This is a genomic window from Poseidonocella sp. HB161398, assembly GCF_005870025.1.
In the GTDB taxonomy this organism is placed as follows: domain Bacteria; phylum Pseudomonadota; class Alphaproteobacteria; order Rhodobacterales; family Rhodobacteraceae; genus Mangrovicoccus.
Genome location: NZ_VATA01000051.1, coordinates 26101 through 44767 on the forward strand (window position 1 = coordinate 26101; position 18667 = coordinate 44767).

The 18667-nt window shown below is 68.1% G+C and carries 18 protein-coding genes; 4 read left to right on the plus strand and 14 right to left on the minus strand.

Annotation, left to right across the window (positions count from 1 at the left end; genetic code table 11):
- Positions 1–246 precede the first annotated feature (246 nt).
- Together FGX59_RS27485 and FGX59_RS27490 are read left to right on the plus strand one after the other, a co-directional pair.
- Positions 247–645, plus strand: coding sequence for a cupin domain-containing protein (locus tag FGX59_RS27485; RefSeq protein WP_138470399.1), 399 nt, complete (start codon positions 247–249; stop codon positions 643–645).
- Positions 646–693: 48 nt separating this feature from the next.
- The gene (locus FGX59_RS27490) at positions 694–1461 is read left to right on the plus strand and encodes an SDR family NAD(P)-dependent oxidoreductase (protein ID WP_138470363.1); all 768 of its coding nucleotides are present in this window, start codon (positions 694–696) and stop codon (positions 1459–1461) included.
- A gap of 127 nt (positions 1462–1588) precedes the next feature.
- Here the strand turns inward: FGX59_RS27490 and FGX59_RS27495 are convergent, their stop codons facing one another.
- The 13 genes from FGX59_RS27495 to FGX59_RS27555 form a co-directional block, all read right to left on the minus strand.
- The gene (locus tag FGX59_RS27495) at positions 1589–1918 is read right to left on the minus strand and encodes a carboxymuconolactone decarboxylase family protein (RefSeq protein WP_138470365.1); all 330 of its coding nucleotides are present in this window, start codon (positions 1916–1918) and stop codon (positions 1589–1591) included.
- 605 nt (positions 1919–2523) lie between these two features.
- Positions 2524–3708 (minus strand): beta-ketothiolase BktB, encoded by a 1185-nt coding sequence (bktB, locus tag FGX59_RS27500; RefSeq protein ID WP_138470367.1) that lies wholly within the window; start codon positions 3706–3708, stop codon positions 2524–2526.
- 38 nt (positions 3709–3746) lie between these two features.
- Positions 3747–4772, minus strand: coding sequence for a phosphotransferase family protein (locus FGX59_RS27505; protein ID WP_138470369.1), 1026 nt, complete (start codon positions 4770–4772; stop codon positions 3747–3749).
- A 39-nt stretch (positions 4773–4811) separates the two neighbouring features.
- Complete coding sequence (locus FGX59_RS27510) at positions 4812–6020, minus strand: acyl-CoA dehydrogenase family protein (RefSeq protein WP_138470371.1); 1209 nt, start codon at positions 6018–6020, stop codon at positions 4812–4814.
- Positions 6021–6029: 9 nt separating this feature from the next.
- A complete protein-coding gene (locus tag FGX59_RS27515) occupies positions 6030–6782 on the minus strand; it encodes an SDR family oxidoreductase (protein ID WP_138470373.1) in 753 nt (250 codons plus the stop codon).
- A 17-nt stretch (positions 6783–6799) separates the two neighbouring features.
- Positions 6800–7987, minus strand: a complete 1188-nt coding sequence (locus tag FGX59_RS27520) for an acyl-CoA dehydrogenase family protein (RefSeq protein ID WP_138470375.1) — start codon at positions 7985–7987, stop codon at positions 6800–6802.
- Positions 7988–8038: 51 nt separating this feature from the next.
- On the minus strand, positions 8039–8980 hold the full coding sequence (locus tag FGX59_RS27525; protein ID WP_138470377.1) for a hydroxymethylglutaryl-CoA lyase: 942 nt from the start codon (positions 8978–8980) through the stop codon (positions 8039–8041).
- Positions 8981–8993: 13 nt separating this feature from the next.
- On the minus strand, positions 8994–9782 hold the full coding sequence (locus tag FGX59_RS27530; protein WP_240722761.1) for an enoyl-CoA hydratase-related protein: 789 nt from the start codon (positions 9780–9782) through the stop codon (positions 8994–8996).
- Positions 9766–10719, minus strand: a complete 954-nt coding sequence (locus FGX59_RS27535) for a 3-keto-5-aminohexanoate cleavage protein (RefSeq protein WP_138470403.1) — start codon at positions 10717–10719, stop codon at positions 9766–9768. Before FGX59_RS27535 ends, FGX59_RS27530 begins: the two co-directional genes overlap by 17 nt.
- Positions 10720–10745: 26 nt before the next feature.
- Complete coding sequence (locus tag FGX59_RS27540) at positions 10746–11999, minus strand: acetyl-CoA hydrolase/transferase family protein (RefSeq protein ID WP_138470379.1); 1254 nt, start codon at positions 11997–11999, stop codon at positions 10746–10748.
- Positions 12000–12022: 23 nt separating this feature from the next.
- Complete coding sequence (locus tag FGX59_RS27545) at positions 12023–13204, minus strand: CaiB/BaiF CoA-transferase family protein (protein WP_138470381.1); 1182 nt, start codon at positions 13202–13204, stop codon at positions 12023–12025.
- 36 nt (positions 13205–13240) lie between these two features.
- On the minus strand, positions 13241–13666 hold the full coding sequence (locus FGX59_RS27550; RefSeq protein WP_138470383.1) for a Zn-ribbon domain-containing OB-fold protein: 426 nt from the start codon (positions 13664–13666) through the stop codon (positions 13241–13243).
- The gene (locus tag FGX59_RS27555) at positions 13663–14832 is read right to left on the minus strand and encodes a lipid-transfer protein (protein ID WP_138470385.1); all 1170 of its coding nucleotides are present in this window, start codon (positions 14830–14832) and stop codon (positions 13663–13665) included. Before FGX59_RS27555 ends, FGX59_RS27550 begins: the two co-directional genes overlap by 4 nt.
- A gap of 672 nt (positions 14833–15504) precedes the next feature.
- Here FGX59_RS27555 and FGX59_RS27560 point away from each other — a divergent pair.
- Both FGX59_RS27560 and FGX59_RS27565 read left to right on the plus strand, forming a co-directional pair.
- Complete coding sequence (locus tag FGX59_RS27560) at positions 15505–16980, plus strand: aldehyde dehydrogenase (RefSeq protein WP_138470387.1); 1476 nt, start codon at positions 15505–15507, stop codon at positions 16978–16980.
- Positions 16981–17023: 43 nt separating this feature from the next.
- Positions 17024–17833 (plus strand): thioesterase family protein, encoded by an 810-nt coding sequence (locus FGX59_RS27565; RefSeq protein ID WP_370296344.1) that lies wholly within the window; start codon positions 17024–17026, stop codon positions 17831–17833.
- A gap of 42 nt (positions 17834–17875) precedes the next feature.
- Here the strand turns inward: FGX59_RS27565 and FGX59_RS27570 are convergent.
- Positions 17876–18667 (minus strand): electron transfer flavoprotein subunit alpha/FixB family protein (locus tag FGX59_RS27570; RefSeq protein WP_138470391.1); only part of this gene is annotated, 792 nt, incomplete at its 5' end.

Consider the following 18667-nt stretch of genomic DNA (forward strand, 5'->3'; position numbering starts at 1 on the left):
TAGGGACGGAAACTTCTCGCATCACGGGCGGCAACCAAAGAAGTCCGGCCGCTCATCTCCATCTGCCGTACTGGGGAAGAGCGCAGCTTCGCGCCGCAGGCAAACAGGCGCTGCTAAGCCAAGCGAGATGCCACAAGCCATAGCGATAACCTATAAGTGGCCATGGCAAAGGTACCGGTCCAGCCGGGGCGCCAGTCGGCTAGACTATGTCCGATAGACGAACGCAGCGAGGAACGCGGGGCCGCCATGGAGATAAGACGAAACGGAAGCCGCCCGGCGGCGCCTGGACCCGCCAGGAGCTTCTCCGGCTCCGTCCGGCGCGAGGCGATCCTCGATGCGGCACAGCCGTCGCGGCTGGCGGCTGGCTTCGTCACTTTCGAGCCCGGCGCACGGACGCATTGGCACACCCACCCGGTCGGCCAGCTCCTGATCGTCACAGGTGGCTGCGGGCGTGTCGGGACGTGCGGCGGGCCGGTGGAGGAGGTCCGGGCCGGGGACACCATCTGGTTCGGGCCGGGCGAAAAGCACTGGCATGGCGCCGGGCCGGACACCGGGATGACGCATGTCGCCGTCACCGAGGCTGAGAACGGCAGCGCCGTCGATTGGATGGAGCCGGTCACCGAAAAGGAATTCGCCGGAGGCTAAGCCTTGCGGCGGGATGCAGAGAGCCCGGAGGGGCCAGGAGGAGTGAACATGCGAGGACTTGAGGGCAAGGCCTTCATCGTTACCGGCGCCGGGTCGGGGATCGGCGCGGCCTGCGTCAGGCGGCTACTGGAGGAAGGCTGCAAGGTTGCGGCGGTGGATCTGGATGCGGCGGCCGCCCGGAAGACGCTGGAGGATGCCGGGGCGGCGGAGGGCATGGCCGCAGCCTTCGGTGCGGATGTCTCCGAACCGGACCGGGTCTCAGAAGTGGTTGCCGAGGCGGTAGCGCGGTTCGGCGGGCTCGACGGCGTGCTGAACTCGGCAGGCATCCGCGGCGTCGGCAACATCCTGGATACCAGCCACGAGATCCTGCGCCGCAATATGGCGGTTAATTTCGAGGGCAGCTTCAACACCTGCCAGGCCTTCTGCCGCTATGCCACGGAAAACAGCCGGGCGGGATCGATCGTGAACATCTCCTCCCAGGCTGGGATCGAGGCGGTGCCGAACCGCCTGGCCTATGTCGCGTCGAAGCACAGCGTGATCGGCCTGACACGCTCGGCGGCGCTCGAGATGGCGACCAGCAAGGTACGGGTGAACGCCATCGCGCCGGGGATGATCGCGACCGCGATGACCTCGGGCATGATGGAGGATGCCGGGAATCTTGCGCGGATCCGCAAGGCGCATCCGATCGGGCGCGAGGGCCAGCCCTCCGAGATCGCCGCTGCTGCGGCATTTCTGCTTTCGGATGATGCGAGCTACGTGACCGGAACGGTGCTCTGCGTCGATGGCGGCATTACCGCGGGGGCGCCGTCCTTCTGAGGTCCCCACCTGCCACCGAATGATGCCCGCCCGCCGCTTCGCTCCCAGGTGGCGAGCGGGCGTCGCTTCGGTTCCGGAGCCAGGACAGCCCGCACGGGCTATCCTGGCTCTGCGATTTTGGATGGGCTCAGGCTTCCCCGTCCATGTCGGCCTTCATGTCGGCCTGGAATATTTCCAGCCCCGCCTTGGCGGAGTTCACGCCGCAGGGCCAGCCGCCGTAGAAGGCCAGCTGCACCACGAGGCCGCGCAGCTCGTCGGGAGAGACGCCGTTGCCGATCGCCTTCTTCATATGCGCCTCGAGCTCTGCATTCTTGCCAAGCGCGCCTAGGATGGCGCAAGTGACGAGGCTCCGGTCGCGCGGCGACAGCTCCGGCTGCATCCAGACATCGTCATAGAGCACGTCCTTGCGTAGCCGGGCGAATTGCGGAACAGCGCGGTAGAAATCAAGGTCTTCCATGGTCTCTCTCCTTGGTGGTTCGGAATGGAGCAGCCGGGCGTGGTCTTCCCGGGAGCGCCGGGGCAGGGACGCAGCGGGAGGTGCCGTCTGGCCCGGAACGCAGGCGGGTCCGAGTTTCTCGCATGGCGCGGCGAAAGGCCGTTTGCCGGTATAGGCCAGAGCGGTCGGGGCGATGTCCTCCATGCGGGAGCACTCTAGTACCAGCGAGGGCGGTGTCCTTCAGGGCATTTGCGGGACGCAGACCGCGAGCGCTATGCTCAGGGGTTGCGGAATCCATCCGGCGGGACGTAGCGAGGCTATGGCGGATGCCGGGGTCTTTGCACTGTAGGCAGCCGTTGCGCGGATCCCGACAACGTGGCGTGCCTCCCGACAAGGCCTGCCAATGCGGAGGCCGGGTGGCTGCCAACCGCCGCGCACTCCAGCGGGTGGCGCGGCGGAACGAATGTCCGGGCGCTCCGGCGCCGCGATTGGCCATACCCCATCCTTCTGCATCCCGCCGCAGCGGCGGGGTGGCATCCGGTGCCCTCCTTGACGAGCAGGGTAGGTTCGGCCACCATCTTCCGTGCGTTCCGGCCCGCGGCCGGGACAGGCCGCGGGCCGGGCGCTCATCGCGCTAGGTTCTCGACAATCAGCGCTATACCCTGGCCGCCGCCGATGCACATGGTCGCTGCGCCGTAGCGCCCGCCCGTGCGCACCAGTTCGTGCAGCAGCTTCGTCGTGATGATTGCGCCGCTGGCCCCGATCGGATGGCCAAGCGCGACTGCGCCGCCATTGGGGTTGACCTTGGCCGGATCGAGTTCCAGCTCGGCCGCGACGGCACAGGCCTGGGCGGCGAAGGCCTCGTTCGACTCGATCACGTCGAGATCGGCGACCGTCAGCCCGGCGCGCTCCAGCGCGACCTGCATGGCCGGGACCGGTCCGATGCCCATGTAGCGCGGATCGACCCCGGCATGGCCATGCGCCAGTACCCGCGCCATCGGCGCCGCGCCCTGCGCCGCCGCCGCCGCTTCGGTCATCAGGATCACCGAAGAGGCGCCGTCATTGATCCCCGAGGCATTGCCAGCGGTGACCTTGCCGTCCTTCTTGAAGACCGCGCGCAGTTTTGCCATGTCTTCGAGCGTCGCGCCCGGACGGACATGTTCGTCGGTGTCGAAGATCTGTTCGCCCTTGCGGTTCTTCAGCGTGACCGGAACGATCTGGCCTTTGAAGAACCCCGCCTCGATGGCGGCGGCGGCGCGGCGGTGGCTCTCGACGGCGAAGGCGTCCTGAGTCTCGCGGCCGATGCCGTATTTCTCGGCGACGTTCTCGGCAGTGACGCCCATGTGGCCGTTGCCGAACGGGTCGGTCAGCACCGCAGTCATCATGTCGATCGCCTGGGTTTCGCCCATCTTCTGGCCCCAGCGAATTCCCGGCATGAGGTAGCCTGCGCGGCTCATGCTTTCCGCGCCGCCGGCCAGCACGATCGAGGCCTCGCCCAGCCGCAGCGCCTGGATGCCCGAGACGATCGCCTGCAGACCCGAGCCGCAGAGCCGGTTGACGGTCAGGGCGGGCGCGCGTTCGGCCACGCCAGCGCCGACGGCGATGGTTCGCGAGACGTACATGTCGCGCGGCTCAGTGTGGATCACGTTGCCGTAGAAGGCCTGATCGACCACGTCGGCGTCGATCCCGGCGCGGGCGATCGCCTCCCTGGCGGTGATCACGCCCATCTCGGTCGGGGTCATCCCGGCCAGGGCGCCGCCGAAATCTCCGACCGCGGTGCGGACTGCGGATACCAGAACTACATTAGTCATTGTCTCTGCCTGTTCCTGTCGTGACGGACCTGCCGCGCTCAGAGCGCGGGCAGGCCCTCGATTACGTCGATGCCGCGGGCGGCCAGCCGCTGGGCCATGGAGCCGTGGCGCGCGGCATCCGCCCCGGCGGCGGTTCCCTGGCGGACCCGGTCGGCGATGCCGACCCAGATCACCGAGAAGCGGTAGAGCGCGAAGGCCTTATGGAAGGTCAGCAGCGGCGGCGTGCCCGGCGCGCAGGCCATGTAGCGCGCGACGAACTCTTCCTCTGTCGGCAGGCCGAGCGCCTCGCGGTCGAGCCCGAGAATGCCGCCGTATTCCTCGGGGCCGGTATGCCAGGGCAGCACGCAGAAACCGAGATCGGCAAGCGGATGGCCCAGCGTCGAGAGCTCCCAGTCGAGGATCGCCACCACCCGCGGTTCGGTCGGGTGGAAGATCACGTTGCCCATGCGGAAATCGCCATGTGCAAGGCTCGTCGCGCCGTCATCGGGGGGCAGGTTGGCCCGCAGCCAGTCGCCGAGCCGGTCGAGCTCGGGGATCGGGCCGCTGGGGCTGGCCTCCCATTGCCGCGACCAGCGGGCGATCTGGCGCTCGAAATAGTTGCCCGGACGGCCGAAATCGCCGAGCCCGACTTCGTCGGGGCGGACCTTGTGCATCGCGGCCATGGCCTCGGCGAGGCCGAGCCAGATCGCCTTGCGCTCTTCCTTCGGCACCTCGGGCAGCGCGCAGTCGGTGAAGACCCGGCCATGGACGCGCTCCATCAGGTAGAAGGGCGTGCCCAGCAGTTCCGGATCGGCATGGTAGAGGATCGGCCGCGCCACCGGCACCCCGGCGGGATGCAGCGCCTCGAGCACGCGGTATTCGCGGTCGACGGCATGCGCGCCCTTCAGGATCGGGCCGTTGGGCTGCTTGCGCAGCACCATTTCCTGCCCGGTGCAGGTGACGAAATAGGTCGGGTTCGACTGGCCGCCGGCGATCCGCTCGATCGCCATGTCCCCGGCGGAGCCCAGCTTCTCCGCGAGAAAGCCCCGGAGCCGTTCGGGGTCGAAATCGATGTCAGCACTCATGTCGCCTGTCTCCTCCTCGGCGGGCGGGGCAGGGGCGCATCACGCGCCCGGGGCCCATTTCCAGAAGTCGCGGCCTTCCTTCTCGATACTGCGGTGCAGCACCATCTTGTGCACCTCGTCGGCGCCGTCGACGAGCCGCGCCTGCCGCGCATAGCGGTAGATCCATTCCAGCGGCGTGTCCTTGGAATAGCCGCGCGCGCCGTTGATCTGGATCGCGGTGTCGGCGGCCTTGTGCAGCACGTTGGCGACATGGACCTTGGCCATCGAGACCTCCTTGCGGGCATAGCCGCCGCGGTCGAGCTCCCAGGCCGCCTTCATCACCAGGAGCCGCCCGATCTCGATCTGCATGCCCAGATCGCCCAGCATCATCTGCACGCTTTCGCGCTTCGACAGCCGCTCGCCGAAGGCAAAGCGGTTATGGGCGTATTCGCTGGCGATCTCGACGCTGCGCTTCGCGAGGCCCAGCCAGCGCATGCAATGCGTCAGACGCGCCGGACCGAGCCGGATCTGCGTCAGCTTCAGCCCGTCGCCTTCTTCCATAAGCAGGTTTTCCGCCGGGATCTCCATGTCCTCGTAGACCACCTCGCAATGGCCGCCATGTTCCTCGGGGCCCATGATCGGGATCCGCCGCTCGATGCGGAAGCCGGGGGTGTTGCGGCGGTGCAGGAAGGCCGACAGCCCCTTGCGCGGATCGTCGGAGGTGCGGGCGATCAGGATGAAGTGGTCGCTGTCCTCGGCGCCGGTGATGAACCACTTGCGGCCGCGGACGACATAGTTGCCGCCCTTGCGCTCCGCCTTGGTCAGCATCATGCCGCCCGGGTCCGAGCCCGAGCCGGGCGCCGGTTCGGTCATCACGAAGGCCGAACGCACGTCGCCGCGCACGATCGGCTGTAGCCACTCTTCCTTCTGCGCCTCGGTCCCAACCTTTTCGAGCACCTGCATGTTGCCGTCGTCGGGAGCGGCGGAATTGAACACGACCGGCCCGAAGATCGAGCGGTTCATCTCCTCATAGCAGACCGCCATCCCGACCTTGTCGAGCCCCTGGCCGCCGGTCTCCTTCCGCAGCTGCAGGCACCAGAGGCCCTCGGCCTTGGCGCGGGCGCGCATGTCGTTCAACACCTCGGTACGGATGTTCTCGTGCGGGTCGTAATTGGCGCGGTCCTCCTCGAGGGGCAGCAGCTCGCGTTCGACGAACCTGGTGATCCGGGCGCGGTAGTCCTCGACCTCGGGGGAAATGGTGAAATCCATGGGGTGTTCCTAAAGCGAAGAGACCAGGTGGCCGCCATCGACGGCGATCACCGATCCGGTCATGAAAGCGCTCTCGTCCGAGGCAAGCAACAGCAGCGGGCCGTCGAGATCGCGAAGCTGGCCGAGACGGCGCTGCGGCACGCGGCGGATCAGCGCCTGCCCGGCATCGGAAGCGAAGAAATCGCGGTTCAGGTCGGTCTCGATATAGCCGGGGCAGAGCGCATTGACGCGGATGCCGTGCCGCGCCCATTCCAGCGCCAGGCTTTTCGACATCTGCACCACGCCGGCCTTGGCGGTGGCATAGGCAGCGAGGTTTCCGGCGACGCGCAGTCCGAGGATCGAGGCGATGTTGATGATGCTGCCGCCCTGTCCGGCGGCGGTCATCGCGCGGGCCGCCGCCTGGGCGACGCGGAAGACGCCGGTCATGTCGGTGTCGATCACCCGCGCCCAATCCTCCTCGGAGGTCTTCAGCGCGGGGCCGTCCACCGTGACGCCGGCATTGTTGACGACGATGTCATGCGCGGAGCCCGCGAAGGCCGCCGCCACGCTTGCCGGATCGGTCACGTCGAGCGCCACGGCGCGGGCGCTGCCGCCCGCCGCCACGATCCCGGCAACCAGCTCTTCGAGCCGGTCGGTGCGCCGCGCGGCGGCGGTCACCGCGGCGCCCTCGCGCGCCAGGACTTCGGCGAAGTGGTGCCCCAGCCCCGAGGAGGCGCCGGTGACCAGCGCCGTCTTCCCGGAAAGCCGTCCCTGATATGCCATGTCTGTCCTTCCTCCCGTCAGTACGATTTCGGCAGCTCGAGCACGCGCTCGGCAATGAAGGACATGATCATCTCGCGGGTCACCGGGGCAATCCGCGGCAGCACTATCTCGCGGAAATAGCGCTCCACGTGGTATTCCTTGGCATAGCCGAAGCCGCCATGGGTGCGCACCGCGCGGTCGCAGGCCTCGAAGGCGGCATCGGCGGCCAGGAATTTCGCGGCATTGGCTTCGGCGCCGCAGGGCTGGCCGCTGTCATAGAGTCGGCCGGCATGCCAGACCATCAGGTCGGCCGCCTCGAGCGCCATCCAGCTCTGCGCCAGCGGGTGCTGGATCGACTGGTTCTGGCCGATCTTGCGTCCGAAGACGACGCGCTCGTTGGCATAGTCGGCGGCCTTCTCCAGCGCCCGGCGGCCGACGCCGATCGCTTCGGCGGCAATCAGCACGCGCTCGGGATTGAGGCTATCGAGCAGCAGCTTGAAGCCCTTGCCTTCCTCGCCGATGCGGTCCTCCTCCGGCACCACCAGCCCGTCGATGAAGATCGAGTTCGAGTTGACGGCGTTGCGGCCCATTTTGTCGATCGGGGTGATGTCGATCTTGGCGCGGTCGAGATCGGTGTAGAACAGCGTCATGCCGTCGGTCGGCTTGCGGCAGTCCTCGATCGGCGTGGTGCGGGTCAGGAGCAGGATCTTGTCGGCATTCTGTGCCGTCGAGGTCCAGACCTTCTGGCCGTGGACGATGTAGTTCGCCCCCTGCCGCACCGCGCGGGTGGAGATATGCGTGGTGTCGAGCCCGGCATCGGGTTCAGTCACGCCGAAGCAGGCCTTCTGCGAACCGTCGACCAGCGGCGGGATCATCCGGTCCTTCTGCTCCTTGGTGCCGTGCTTGACCATGGCATGGGGGCCGAAGAGGTTGATGTGGATCGTCGAGCAGGCCGAGATCGCGCCGGCGGAATTGCCGATCGTCTGCATCAGCAGTGCCGCGTCGGTGACGCCCAGGTTCGCGCCGCCATATTCCTCGGGCATGGTGATGCCGAGCCAGCCGGCATCGGCCATCGCCTTGTGGAATTCGTGCGGGAACTCGTGCTTGCGCTCCTTTTCCAGCCAGAATTCGTCGTCGAACCCGTCGCAGATGCGGCGGACCGAGTCCGCGATCTGGCGGCGTTCCTCGGTGATCTCGATGCCTGCGGGCAAATCGCTTTTCTTCATGGGATACTCCTCCCCCGTCATTCGGTGCCGCGCGGCGCGCGGCGGCGCGCCTCAGCGGCGCGGATTGAAAACGCCTGCCTTCGACAGCTTGCCGGGCAGGGAACGGCCGACGATCTCCTCGGCCAGGCGGGCCGCGTCGATCAGCGCGCCGAGATCGATGCCGGTCTCGATGCCCATCCTCTCGCAGAGCAGCGCCAGCTCCTCGGTGGCGATGTTGCCGGCCGCGGCGGGATTGCCCGCGAAGGGACAGCCGCCGAGCCCGCCGACGGAGGCGTCGAAGCGCGCCACGCCCAGTTCCAGCCCGGCCATGGCATTGGCGATGCCGAGCCCGCGGGTGTCGTGCAGGTGCAGTGCCACCGGATAGTCCGGCCAGCGGTCGCGCACTGCGCCGACGAGGCGGCGCACCAGCCCCGGATCGGCGGCGCCGATCGTGTCGCAGAGATAGATGCAGGCGGGCGGCGATCCGGCCTCTTCGCAGAGCCCGACCAGGTCGGCGGCGCGCGCCAGCACCTTCTCCTGCGGGATCTCGCCCTCGTAGTTGCAGCCGAAAGCGGTGAAGAGATAGACCGGGCCGCTGCCGAGGCCGTGGGCGTCATAGAGCGCGCGCAGCTTGCGCTGGCCCTCGAGCTGGGCCTCGGGTGTGCGGCGGTTGTTACGCTCGAGGAAGGTGTCCGAGGCGCTGCCGCTGGTCAGCGCGGGCAGGTTGAGCCCGCTTTCCACGGCCTGCAGGAATCCCTTGTCGTTAAGCCACATGCAGCTGTAGGTCACGCCCTGCTCGCGGCGGATGCCTTCGGCGATCCCGAGGGCATCCGCCATCTGCGGCAGCACCTTCGGGTTGACGAAGGAGGCACAGTCGATCTCGGGCACGCCGGTGGCGGCCAGTGTCTCGATCAGCCTGATCTTTTCGGCGGTGGGCACGCCGGGCGGCTCGGCCTGGAAGCCCTCGCGCGGGCCTTCCTCGACGATGTGGATGCGGGCGGGGATGTCGCTCATGCCGGTCTCTCCGTTAATTGCCGGTCCAGACCGGCGCACGCTTCGCGGCGAAGGCGGCCATGCCTTCCTGCGCGTCCTCGGTCATCGGCATGAGGCCGATCTGCGCCTCCATGTAGGCGATCGCCTGCTCCGGGGTCATGCCGACCATGGCGTTGAGCGCATGCTTGCCGCGGCGGATCGCGGTGGGCGAGCGCGCCGCCACCGTCGCCGCCAGCCCGTCGACGCGGGCGTCGAGCCCGGCGGGATCGGCAACGTAGTTGACCAGCCCGGCCGCCTGCGCCTCCGCCGCGTCGAGGAATTCGCCGGTGTAGCACATCTCGGCAAATTTCCGGGCGGACATCAGCGGCATGAGCAGCGCGGCGACCTGCATCGGGAAGACCCCGACCTTGACCTCGGGGAGGCCGAATTTCGCCGTCGAGGCGGCCACCGCCATGTCGCAGATAGCCAGGAGCCCCATGCCGCCGGCCAGGCAATGCCCGTTGATCCGGCCGATCACCGGCACCGTGCCGCGCCGCGCCTGGCGCATCAGCTCGGCATAGGCGGTGGTCGGCGAGGCATAGTCGAAGCCGAAGGTTCCGGCATTCGGGTTCAGATCCGCCCCGGCGCAGAACGCCTTGTCGCCGGTGGCCGAGAGCACGATCGCCCGCACCGAGGGTCTGCGGGACGCGGCGGCGAAGGCCTCTGTCAGCGCCAGGATCAGCGCCTCGTTCAGCGCGTTGCGCCGTTCGGGGCGGTTCAGCGTCAGCCGCAGGATGCCGTCCTCCTCGCGGCTCAGAAGGATATCGTCAGAAGTTGACATCATGCCCGCCCTTCAGCTTGAGCATTTCGCGCGCCTCGTCCGGGGTCGCGACCTCGAGCCCGAGATCCTCGATCATCTTGCGCGCGGCGGCGACCTGCTCGGCATTGCTTTCGGCCATCCGGCCCTTGCGCAGCCACAGCGAGTCCTCGAGCCCGACGCGGACATTGCCGCCGAGCATCACCGACTGGAGCGCGATCTGGGTCTGGCCCTTGCCCGCGCCGATCACCGACCACTGGTAGTCGTCGCCGAAAAGCCGGTCGGCGGTCCGCTTCATGTGCATCACGTCCTCGGGATGCTGGCCGATGCCGCCGAGGATGCCGAAGACGCTCTGGATGAAGAAGGGCGGCTTGATCAGCCCGCGATCGGCAAAATGCGCGCAGGTATAGAGATGGCCGATATCGTAGCATTCCACCTCGAACCGCGTGCCGTTGTCGGCGCAGCGGGTCAGGATCATCTCGATATCCTCGAAGGTGTTCTTGAAGATCCGGTGCTTCGAGCCCTCGAGATAGTCGCGTTCCCAGTCATGCTTGAACTCGGTCATCCGCGCCAGCATCGGGAACAGGCCGAAATTCATCGATCCCATGTTGAGCGAGGCGACCTCGGGGCGGTAGGTCAGCGCCGGGGCCAGCCGTTCCTCGGTGGTCATCGTGGTCGAGCCGCCGGTGGTGATGTTCAGCACCGCATCCGTGCGCTGCTTGATGACCGGAAGGATGTTCGTATAGGCCTCGACCGACTGGTCTGGCACCCCGGTCACCGGGTTCCTGGCATGCAGGTGGATGATCGCTGCGCCGGCCTCGGCGGCGCCGATCGCGGCATCCGAGATCTGCTCGGGCGTCACCGGCAGGTGGGGCGACATCGAGGGCGTGTGGATCGATCCGGTCACCGCGCAGGTGATGATCACCTTGCGGGGGCTGCGGCCAGGTTTCGGGGTGTCCGTCATGGTCTTCTCCTCCAGGACCGCGCTGCTCATGCCAGGGTCTCCGCTTCGGCCAGCAGCGCGGCGCGGTCGTCGGGATGGGCGATGGCCGCGATGGCACGGGCGCGCTCGCGGACCGTCTTGTTGCGCAGCGAGGCCACGCCGTGCTCGGTCACCACCGTCTCGACGAAGGTGCGCGAGACCGAGACGATGTCGCCGTCGAGCCGCCGCACGATCCGCGCCTTGCCCTTGTTGGTGCGCGAACGCAGCCCGAGGATGAAGGTGCTGTCGGCGAGCTGACCGGAGATCGCGAAATCGACGAGCCCGCCCATCGCGCCGGACTGGCGGCCGCCGATGGTCTCCGCGTTGACCTGGCCGTAGAGGTCGATCTCCAGCCCGGAATTGACCGAGGCCACCGGGCTGCGGCCGACGAAGCTCTCGACCGTGTGGGTCTGCAGCGCCTCGGTCATGGCGACCGCGTCGTTCTCGTGCACCCAGTCATAGAGCGCCTGCGAGCCGAAGATGTCGCCGGCATGGGCCTTGGGCAGGCCGTCCGCGGCGCAGCCCGCCTCGATCAGCTTCATCACCGGGTCGGTCAGGGTGTTGAACGGCCGCAGCCCGCGCGCGCCGCGCGCGATCAGCGCCTCGGCCGCGGCCAGCGGGATGCCGCCGACCCCGAAGCTGACCGCCGCGCCGTCGGGGATCAGCCCGGCGATTTGGCGGCCGATGGTCTCGTCGATCGCGTCGCCGGGCCGGTTCGGGAACTCGGCCAGCGGCTCCTCGGCTTCGACCAGGATGTCGATCTGCGACGGATCGATCCGCGACGGGCCGCGGGTGCGCGGCACCTTCGGGTTGACCTGCGCGATCACCAGCTTCGCGCGGCGCAGGATCGACTGCACCACGGTGCTGTTCAGCCCGACGCTGTAATAGCCGTCAGTGTCGGCGGGCGAGACCTGAATCAGCCCGACATCGAAGGGCGTCTCGTCGAGATAGCGCGCGGTCTGCGCCCAAGTCATCGGCAGGTACTCGGCCTTCACGTCGCCGGTGGTCTTGCGCAGCAGCGTGCCGGGCAGGAACCAGGTCTTGAAGGTCACTTTCGGTGCTGCCGGGGAGGACAGGAACCCGTAGCCCGACAGCAGCATGCCGCTGCAGACCGTCAGCCGCTCGAGGGTTTCGGCACGGGACCACAGGGCGCGGGTCAGCACCAGCGGCTCGGCGCTGAGATGCGGGAACAGCACGGACATGCCGCTGTCCACCCGCGTTAGCGCCTCTTCGGCGCTCAGCCATACCGGAGTCTTCGTCATCGTCTCTTCTTCCGTCTTCCGCTTCAGGCCTGGGCCAGCACGCCGCGAGCGACCAGCGCCTCGATCGTCTGGGCATCGAGCACTTCCATCGCGATCTCCCGCGTATGGGCGCCGATATCGGGGGCGTCGTCCGGCTTGCCCGGCCGCTCGCCGTTGATCCGCCAGGGCGCACGCAAGAGGCGCTGGCCGTCCGGGCGGGCGGGTTCGAACATGTCGAGCCATTGCATCTGCTCGTTGCCGGGCAGCGCGTCGATGGTGACGACCGGTGCGAAGGGCACGTCGGCCGCGACCAGGCGGCGCTCCCATTCGGCGCGGTCATGGCGCAGGAATTCCGCTTCCACGAGCGGGCGCAGCGCGAAATAGTGGGCGCGCCGGTCGGGATAGGTGGCAAAGCGCGGGTCCTCGCCGAACTCAGGGTTGTCCATGGCCGCGAGGAACGCGATCCAGAATTTCTGCGGCGAGGACAGGTGGACGGTCATCCAGCTGCCGTCCGAGGTCCTGACGCAGAAGCTGTTCGCCGCCGGGTGGCGGCTTTCGCGGTGTGGCCGCTCGCCGGTCTCGAACATCTGGGTCAGTGCGTCGACGGTCATGGTCGACATGGCTTCGAGCAGCGAGGTCTTCAGCTCGGAGCCGCCGCGCGCCGGATCGAGCTCGCGGCCGACCAGGGCGGAGGCGATGCCGAGCGCGCAGACCAGCCCGGTCGTGAGATCGCCGATGCAGGTCCCTGCCAGCTGGTTGCGGTTTTCGTCGCTCATCAGCGACAGGAAGCCGCTCATCGACAGGCCGATCGTGTCATAGGCGGCGCGGTCGCGCCACGGGCCGCCATCGCCGAAGCCCGAGGCCGAGGCATAGACGATCGACGGGTTGATGGCGCGCACCGCCTCGGGCCCGAGGCCGAGCCGCTCCATCACGCCGGGACGGCTGTTCTCGATGAACACGTCGAAGCGCGGCAGCAGCGACTTGACCAGCGCGCAGCCCTCGGGGGCCTTGAGGTTGACGGCAAGGCTCTTCTTGCCGGCATTGGCCTGGACGAAATACGGGCTGCCGGTGCCTTCGCCGCGGCGGAACGGGTCGCCGCCATGGGTCGGCTCGACCTTGACCACCTCGGCACCGAGCATGGCGAGGATTTCGGCCGCATAGGGGCCGGCAATGAAGGATCCGAGATCGAGTACCCGGATCCCCTTGAGGGGTCTGTTGTTCTGCATGGGGACCTCTGCAAGATGGCACGCGGCGCTGCGGGCTCAGGCGGTGTCGGGTTGCTCCGCCTCGGGGGCGGGAAGGAAATAGGGCAGGGCGAAGCGCGGATCGTGGCGGATCACCGTGCATTCGAGGGCCATGCCGACGCGCAGCTCGGCCTCGTGTCCGGGCGGCAGGCCGCTGACCATGCGCACGCCTTCCTCCAGTTCGACCAGCGTCACCACATAGGGCACGGACGGCTCGAGGAGCGTGTGCACCGGATGGCGGACCTCGGTGAAGGATTTCAGCGTCGCCCGCCCCGAGGCGGGTTTCCAGCCGGTGTTGAACGAACGGCAGTGCGGGCAGATCGGCGAGGGCGGATGATGTGCCTTGCCGCAGTCATCGCAGCTGCTCAGATGCAGCGTCCCGGCGGCGAGATGCGTCCAGAACGGCTGGTCGAGATAGTCTTCGGAGGGTCGGATAACAGTCATGCGCGTCCCAGAACCATAGAGCTTGCCCCGCGGAGGGTGACGAGAGCGGTTTCCGCCGAGACCTGGTTGTGGGACTCGCCGCGAAGCTGGCGGACCCCCTCGGCGATCGTGTTGAGCCCGTGGAAATACCCCTCGGACAGGAGCCCCCCATGGGTGTTGACCGGTAGCGTTCCGCCCGGGCCGTGGCCGCCGGAGGTGAAGAAGTCATGCGCCTCGCCGCGGCCGATCAGGCCGAAATCCTCCAGTGCGATCGGCACCATCATCGAGGTGGCGTCGTAGATCATCGCGAGGTCGATGTCGGAGGCCGAGAGCCCGGCCTTGCCGAAGAGCTCGCGGCCGACCGCTTCGGGCGCCAGGCTGTGGGTGTCGGCGGCATAGAGATACATCGGCACCGAGCCGGGGAAGATGTGCTGCCCGGCGGCCAGGACGTCGACGGCCTTGGCGCCGAGGCTGCGCGCCCGTTCCCTCGAAACGATGACCATCGCCATCGCCCCGTCGGTTTCGAGGCAGTAGTCGTAGATCCTGAGCGGCGTGCTTATCACCCGGCCCGCGCGGTACTCCTCCATCGACAGCGTCCGGTCATGCAGCAGCGCCCGGGGATTGCCGTTGGCATAGCCGCGCTGGGTCACCGCGATCGCGCCCAGCATCTCGGTCATAGCCTCGGTATCGAGCCCGTAATGCCCGGCATAGGCCTGGGCATAGAGCGCGTGGTGCTGGCCGGGGACGAGCAGTCCGAAGGGTGCGGAATAGATGTCGCCCGGGGGCTCGGGCTGGCGCGTGACGAGGCCGCCATCGACCTCTTCGAGCACCCGTTCGCCACGGCCGAAGCGGACGCCGGAGCGCGCGTTCAGCGCCCGGTAGAACACCACGCAGGACGCGAGCCCCGCCTCGATCGCGGCCGAGGCCTGGGCCACCGCCCCGCAGCAATTGACGCCGCCGAACTCGGTCTCGCCGTAGTATTTCAGCGCCTTGATGCCGAGCGCATTGACGATCGTCGCCTCGCTGGTGTGATCCCACGTGTAGCGGACCAGTCCGTCGATGTCGTCGACCTCCAGCCCAGCATCCTCCAGCGCGGCCAGGATCGCCTCGGTGGCAAGCTTCAGCTCGCTGCGTCCGGAATTCTTCGAAAACTCCGTCTGTCCCAGGCCAACTATGCTTGTTTTCATTCTCTCGCCCATCGGTCTTTTCATTCGGCAATGCCAAGCCTCGGGCATCGCTTCGTATGGACCTAAGTAACCACGGACCGCCCCCTCTCCGTCAATTTCCGCGGGCGCCGCAAAAGCCTATGGCTGGTCAAGGAAAACCGATGGGCTGTCTGGCACGGCCCGGCAGGCGGACCGTCGCCGCCCGCGGAGCAAACCTGCCGTCGCGCGCCGGGATCAGTGGAAAGTCACAATATGTCAGTGAATTAACTTTGGGTATTCATGGGGGGACCTGCGCAGGGATGGCAGCAGGACGTGGCTCGGACCAGAGGGCGCCGGAAAGGCCTCAGCCGCAAGGTATGCGGAAACAGTGCGCCGGAGATTCGGAAAAGCAGGCGAAGATCCGGAGTTTCGCGGCGCGGCACCAAAGGTTTTCGGGATGGGCCGGTTTGGCCTTCGGCGCCTGGCAATGGTCGGACCTCGAAAGGGGATAGGTGTCTCCTATGAGACCGGAGAATCTGCGGACCGGGCCTCGCCAGGCGGCGGAAATGGATGCACTCATGGGCGGGACCGGATATCGGGCGCAGCGCGCCTGTGCCGCTTCCGGCGATGGCCACGTGATGTGCCGTCAAGGCAGGGGCGCTACGGCACATCACGGCCGGGCCCGGACCGCGAGATTTGAGGAGACATCTGCCGATGGTTTGGAACGCGCATGACAATGCCCTCTTTGTCGGCGGGGAATGGCATCTCCCGTCGGGAGGCGAGCGGATCTCCGTGGTCTCGCCTTTCACCGAAGAGGTGATCGCCGGGATTGCCGCCGCGGCCCCGGCCGATGTGGACCGTGCCGTCGCGGCGGCGCGCTGCGCCTTCGATACGGGCCCCTGGCCGCGCATGGCGATGGCCGAGCGGATTGCCGCGGTGGCGCGGCTCCGCGCGGTGATGGAGCGCCGGCTGGAGGAGGTTGCCCAGGTCATCACCGCGGAGATGGGCAGTCCGATCACCGCTTCCCGCACGCAGCAGGCGCTGCTGCCGATCCGCATGCTCGACGCCTTCATGGAGATCGCCCGGGAGCTGCCGCTGCGCGAGCTGCGCAGCTCCGCCGAGGCGCATGCTCTGGTGCTGCGCCAGCCCAAGGGTGTGGTGGCGGCGATCGTGCCGTGGAACGCGCCGCTGATGTCGCTGACCATGAAGATGGGCCCGGCGCTGCTCGCCGGCTGCACGATGATCATCAAGACCTCGCCGGAGACCGCGCTTTCGGGCAACCTGCTGGGGGAGATGATCGCCGAGGCGGGCTTTCCCGACGGCGTCGTCAGCATCCTGCCCGCCGGGCGCGAGACCAGCGAGTACCTGGCGCTGCATCCGGGTGTCGACAAAGTGTCCTTCACCGGCTCGACCGGCGCCGGGCGGCACCTGGCGGCGCGCTGCGGCGAGATGCTCCGGCCGATCACGCTGGAACTCGGCGGCAAGTCGGCCGCTCTGATCCTCGACGATGCCGATCTCCCCTCGGTCGTGGCCTCGCTTCGCGTCGGATCGCTGCGCAATTCCGGCCAGGTCTGTAGCCTGAAGACGCGGATTCTCGTCTCCGCCCGCCGCAGGGACGAGGTGGTAGACGCGTTGGCAGCGATGATCGGCACCATGCCGGTTGGCGATCCGAACGATCCGGCGACCGAGATCGGGCCGATGGCGACGCGCGTTCAGATGGAGCGGGTCGCGGGCTATATCGGCAAGGGCCTGGAGGAGGGCGCCCGCGCGGTCTGCGGCGGCCGCGGGCGGCCCGAGGGGCTGGAGCGCGGCTGGTTCGTGCGCCCGACCCTGTTCGACGGAGTCACTCCGGACGCGACCATCGCGCAGGAGGAGATCTTCGGTCCGGTCCTGTCGGTCATCGGCTATGCGAATGAGGAGGAAGCGGTCGCGATCGCCAACAATTCGCCCTATGGTCTTAACGGCTCGGTCTTCACAGCCGATCCCGGACGCGGGCTGGAGATCGCCGCGCGGATCAAGACCGGGGTGGTGGAGATCAACGGCAGCGGCGTGGGCTTCCGGGCGCCGATCGGCGGGGTGAAGGCTTCGGGCCTCGGCCGCGAGGCGGGAGCCGAAGGGTTCGACCCCTTCTTCGAGCTGAAGAGCATCGGCCTGCCTCCGGAAAGCGTCGCGGCGCTGGCTGCGGAATGAGGCTGCGGCGGCACCGCCGCGTGAGCAGGCGGGACCAGAGGCGATGACAGCCGTACGCCCGACCCTGCACGTTCGGGTCGAAAGCTGGGAATGTGATTTCAACGGCCATTGGAACACGCGGTTCTACTGCCGCAGCTTCGATGCGGCGCGGTCGGTCCTGGAGGCGCAGGAAGGCCAGGTTCGGCCCGGCGCGCCGCCGCCGGGCTGGCGTCACCTGCGCTTTCACCGCGAGCTGAAGGAGGGCGATGCGCTGGAAATCCGCTCTTGTCTGGCCGAAGGCGGGGCGGTGGCGCATGTCATGGTCTGCGAGGGCAGGGTGGCCGCCACGGCGCTGGAAGAGGCGGGACCGCACGTGCCGGACCTGCCCGATCTGCCGCGGGACCTGGAAGGGCTGGTCCTGTCGCGGGGGCTCGCCGGGATCGAGGTTGCGCCGTGGCAGGTCGCGCAGAGCGGGGACAGCCCGGCAGAACTCGGGCCCGTCCGCCGCGACGAGCTCGGCGAAGACGGAACGCTTTGCTTCGAAGCACAGATCGCCAGGCTGGCAACCGGGTCCCACCAGCACATGGAAGATGTGGGGTTCCGGCGCGAGACCGTCCGCAAGACCGGCATCGGCCGGATGCTCGTCGAACTCCGCCACCGGCCGCTGTCGTCCTGCGGCGCCGGTGAACTCCTCCGGATGGAGTCTCGGATCGTGCAGGCGGGCGGAAAATCCTGGATCAGTGCCCATCTCCTGAGGACCGCTTCTGGACGGCCGGTCGCGATTTGCGAAACCTGCCTTCTGGCGGTGGACATGAAGGAAAGGCGGGCGGCGGCTGTGCCGGAGATGATCCATGCCGCAGTTTCGGCGGACTGAGGGGGCCAGGTCCGGGCGGGCGCTGCGGCCCGCCCGTGCGGGTCACAGGCTGTTTTCCAGCTCCGGCACCGCGTCGAAGAGGTCGGCGACCAGCCCGTAATCGGCGACCTGGAAGATCGGCGCCTCCTCGTCCTTGTTGATCGCGACGATGACCTTCGAGTCCTTCATCCCCGCAAGGTGCTGAATCGCCCCGGAAATCCCCGCCGCTATGTAGAGATCCGGCGCCACCACCTTGCCGGTCTGCCCGACCTGCCAGTCATTTGGCGCGAAGCCCGAGTCGACCGCCGCGCGCGAGGCACCCACCGCCGCGCCCAGCTTGTCCGCCAGCGCGCCGATGATCGCGAAGCTCTCCTCGGAGCCCACGCCGCGCCCGCCCGAGACCACGATCTTCGCCGAGGTCAGCTCGGGACGGTCGCTCTCCGCCAGCTTGTCCTCGACCCATTCGGCGAGATCCGTCGCGCCCGGCACGGCCACCGTCTCCACCGCGCAGGCGGGCTGGGTTCCGGCGGCCTCGAAGGTCGAGGTCCGGATCGTCGCCACCTTCCTGTTATCGCTCGATTTCACCGTCTGGATCGCATTCCCGGCATAGACCGGACGCTCGAAGGTCGCGCCGTCGATCACCGCTGTCACGTCCGACAGGATCATCACGTCGAGGAGCGCCGCGACCCGCGGCAGGATGTTCTTCGCATCCGTCGTGGCCGGGGCAAGGATATGTTCATGCGACTCGGCGAGGCTCGCGATCAGCTGCGCGGTGTTCTCCGCCAGCCGGTGGCCCAGGGACGCGTCCTCGGCCACCAGGACCTTCGAGGCGCCCGCGATCTCCGCGGCGGCCGC

Coding starts and splice junctions, on each gene's coding strand:
- FGX59_RS27515 (WP_138470373.1), bottom strand. CDS start 6,782: ATGGCATATCAGGGACGGCTTTCCGGGAAGACGGCGCTGGTCACCGGC.
- FGX59_RS27560 (WP_138470387.1), top strand. CDS start 15,505: ATGGTTTGGAACGCGCATGACAATGCCCTCTTTGTCGGCGGGGAATGG.
- FGX59_RS27520 (WP_138470375.1), bottom strand. CDS start 7,987: ATGAAGAAAAGCGATTTGCCCGCAGGCATCGAGATCACCGAGGAACGC.
- FGX59_RS27550 (WP_138470383.1), bottom strand. CDS start 13,666: ATGACTGTTATCCGACCCTCCGAAGACTATCTCGACCAGCCGTTCTGG.
- FGX59_RS27545 (WP_138470381.1), bottom strand. CDS start 13,204: ATGCAGAACAACAGACCCCTCAAGGGGATCCGGGTACTCGATCTCGGA.
- FGX59_RS27495 (WP_138470365.1), bottom strand. CDS start 1,918: ATGGAAGACCTTGATTTCTACCGCGCTGTTCCGCAATTCGCCCGGCTA.
- FGX59_RS27530 (WP_240722761.1), bottom strand. CDS start 9,782: ATGATGTCAACTTCTGACGATATCCTTCTGAGCCGCGAGGAGGACGGC.
- FGX59_RS27540 (WP_138470379.1), bottom strand. CDS start 11,999: ATGACGAAGACTCCGGTATGGCTGAGCGCCGAAGAGGCGCTAACGCGG.
- FGX59_RS27510 (WP_138470371.1), bottom strand. CDS start 6,020: ATGGATTTCACCATTTCCCCCGAGGTCGAGGACTACCGCGCCCGGATC.
- FGX59_RS27525 (WP_138470377.1), bottom strand. CDS start 8,980: ATGAGCGACATCCCCGCCCGCATCCACATCGTCGAGGAAGGCCCGCGC.
- bktB (WP_138470367.1), bottom strand. CDS start 3,708: ATGACTAATGTAGTTCTGGTATCCGCAGTCCGCACCGCGGTCGGAGAT.
- FGX59_RS27555 (WP_138470385.1), bottom strand. CDS start 14,832: ATGAAAACAAGCATAGTTGGCCTGGGACAGACGGAGTTTTCGAAGAAT.
- FGX59_RS27490 (WP_138470363.1), top strand. CDS start 694: ATGCGAGGACTTGAGGGCAAGGCCTTCATCGTTACCGGCGCCGGGTCG.
- FGX59_RS27505 (WP_138470369.1), bottom strand. CDS start 4,772: ATGAGTGCTGACATCGATTTCGACCCCGAACGGCTCCGGGGCTTTCTC.
- FGX59_RS27535 (WP_138470403.1), bottom strand. CDS start 10,719: ATGACGGACACCCCGAAACCTGGCCGCAGCCCCCGCAAGGTGATCATC.
- FGX59_RS27485 (WP_138470399.1), top strand. CDS start 247: ATGGAGATAAGACGAAACGGAAGCCGCCCGGCGGCGCCTGGACCCGCC.
- FGX59_RS27565 (WP_370296344.1), top strand. CDS start 17,024: ATGACAGCCGTACGCCCGACCCTGCACGTTCGGGTCGAAAGCTGGGAA.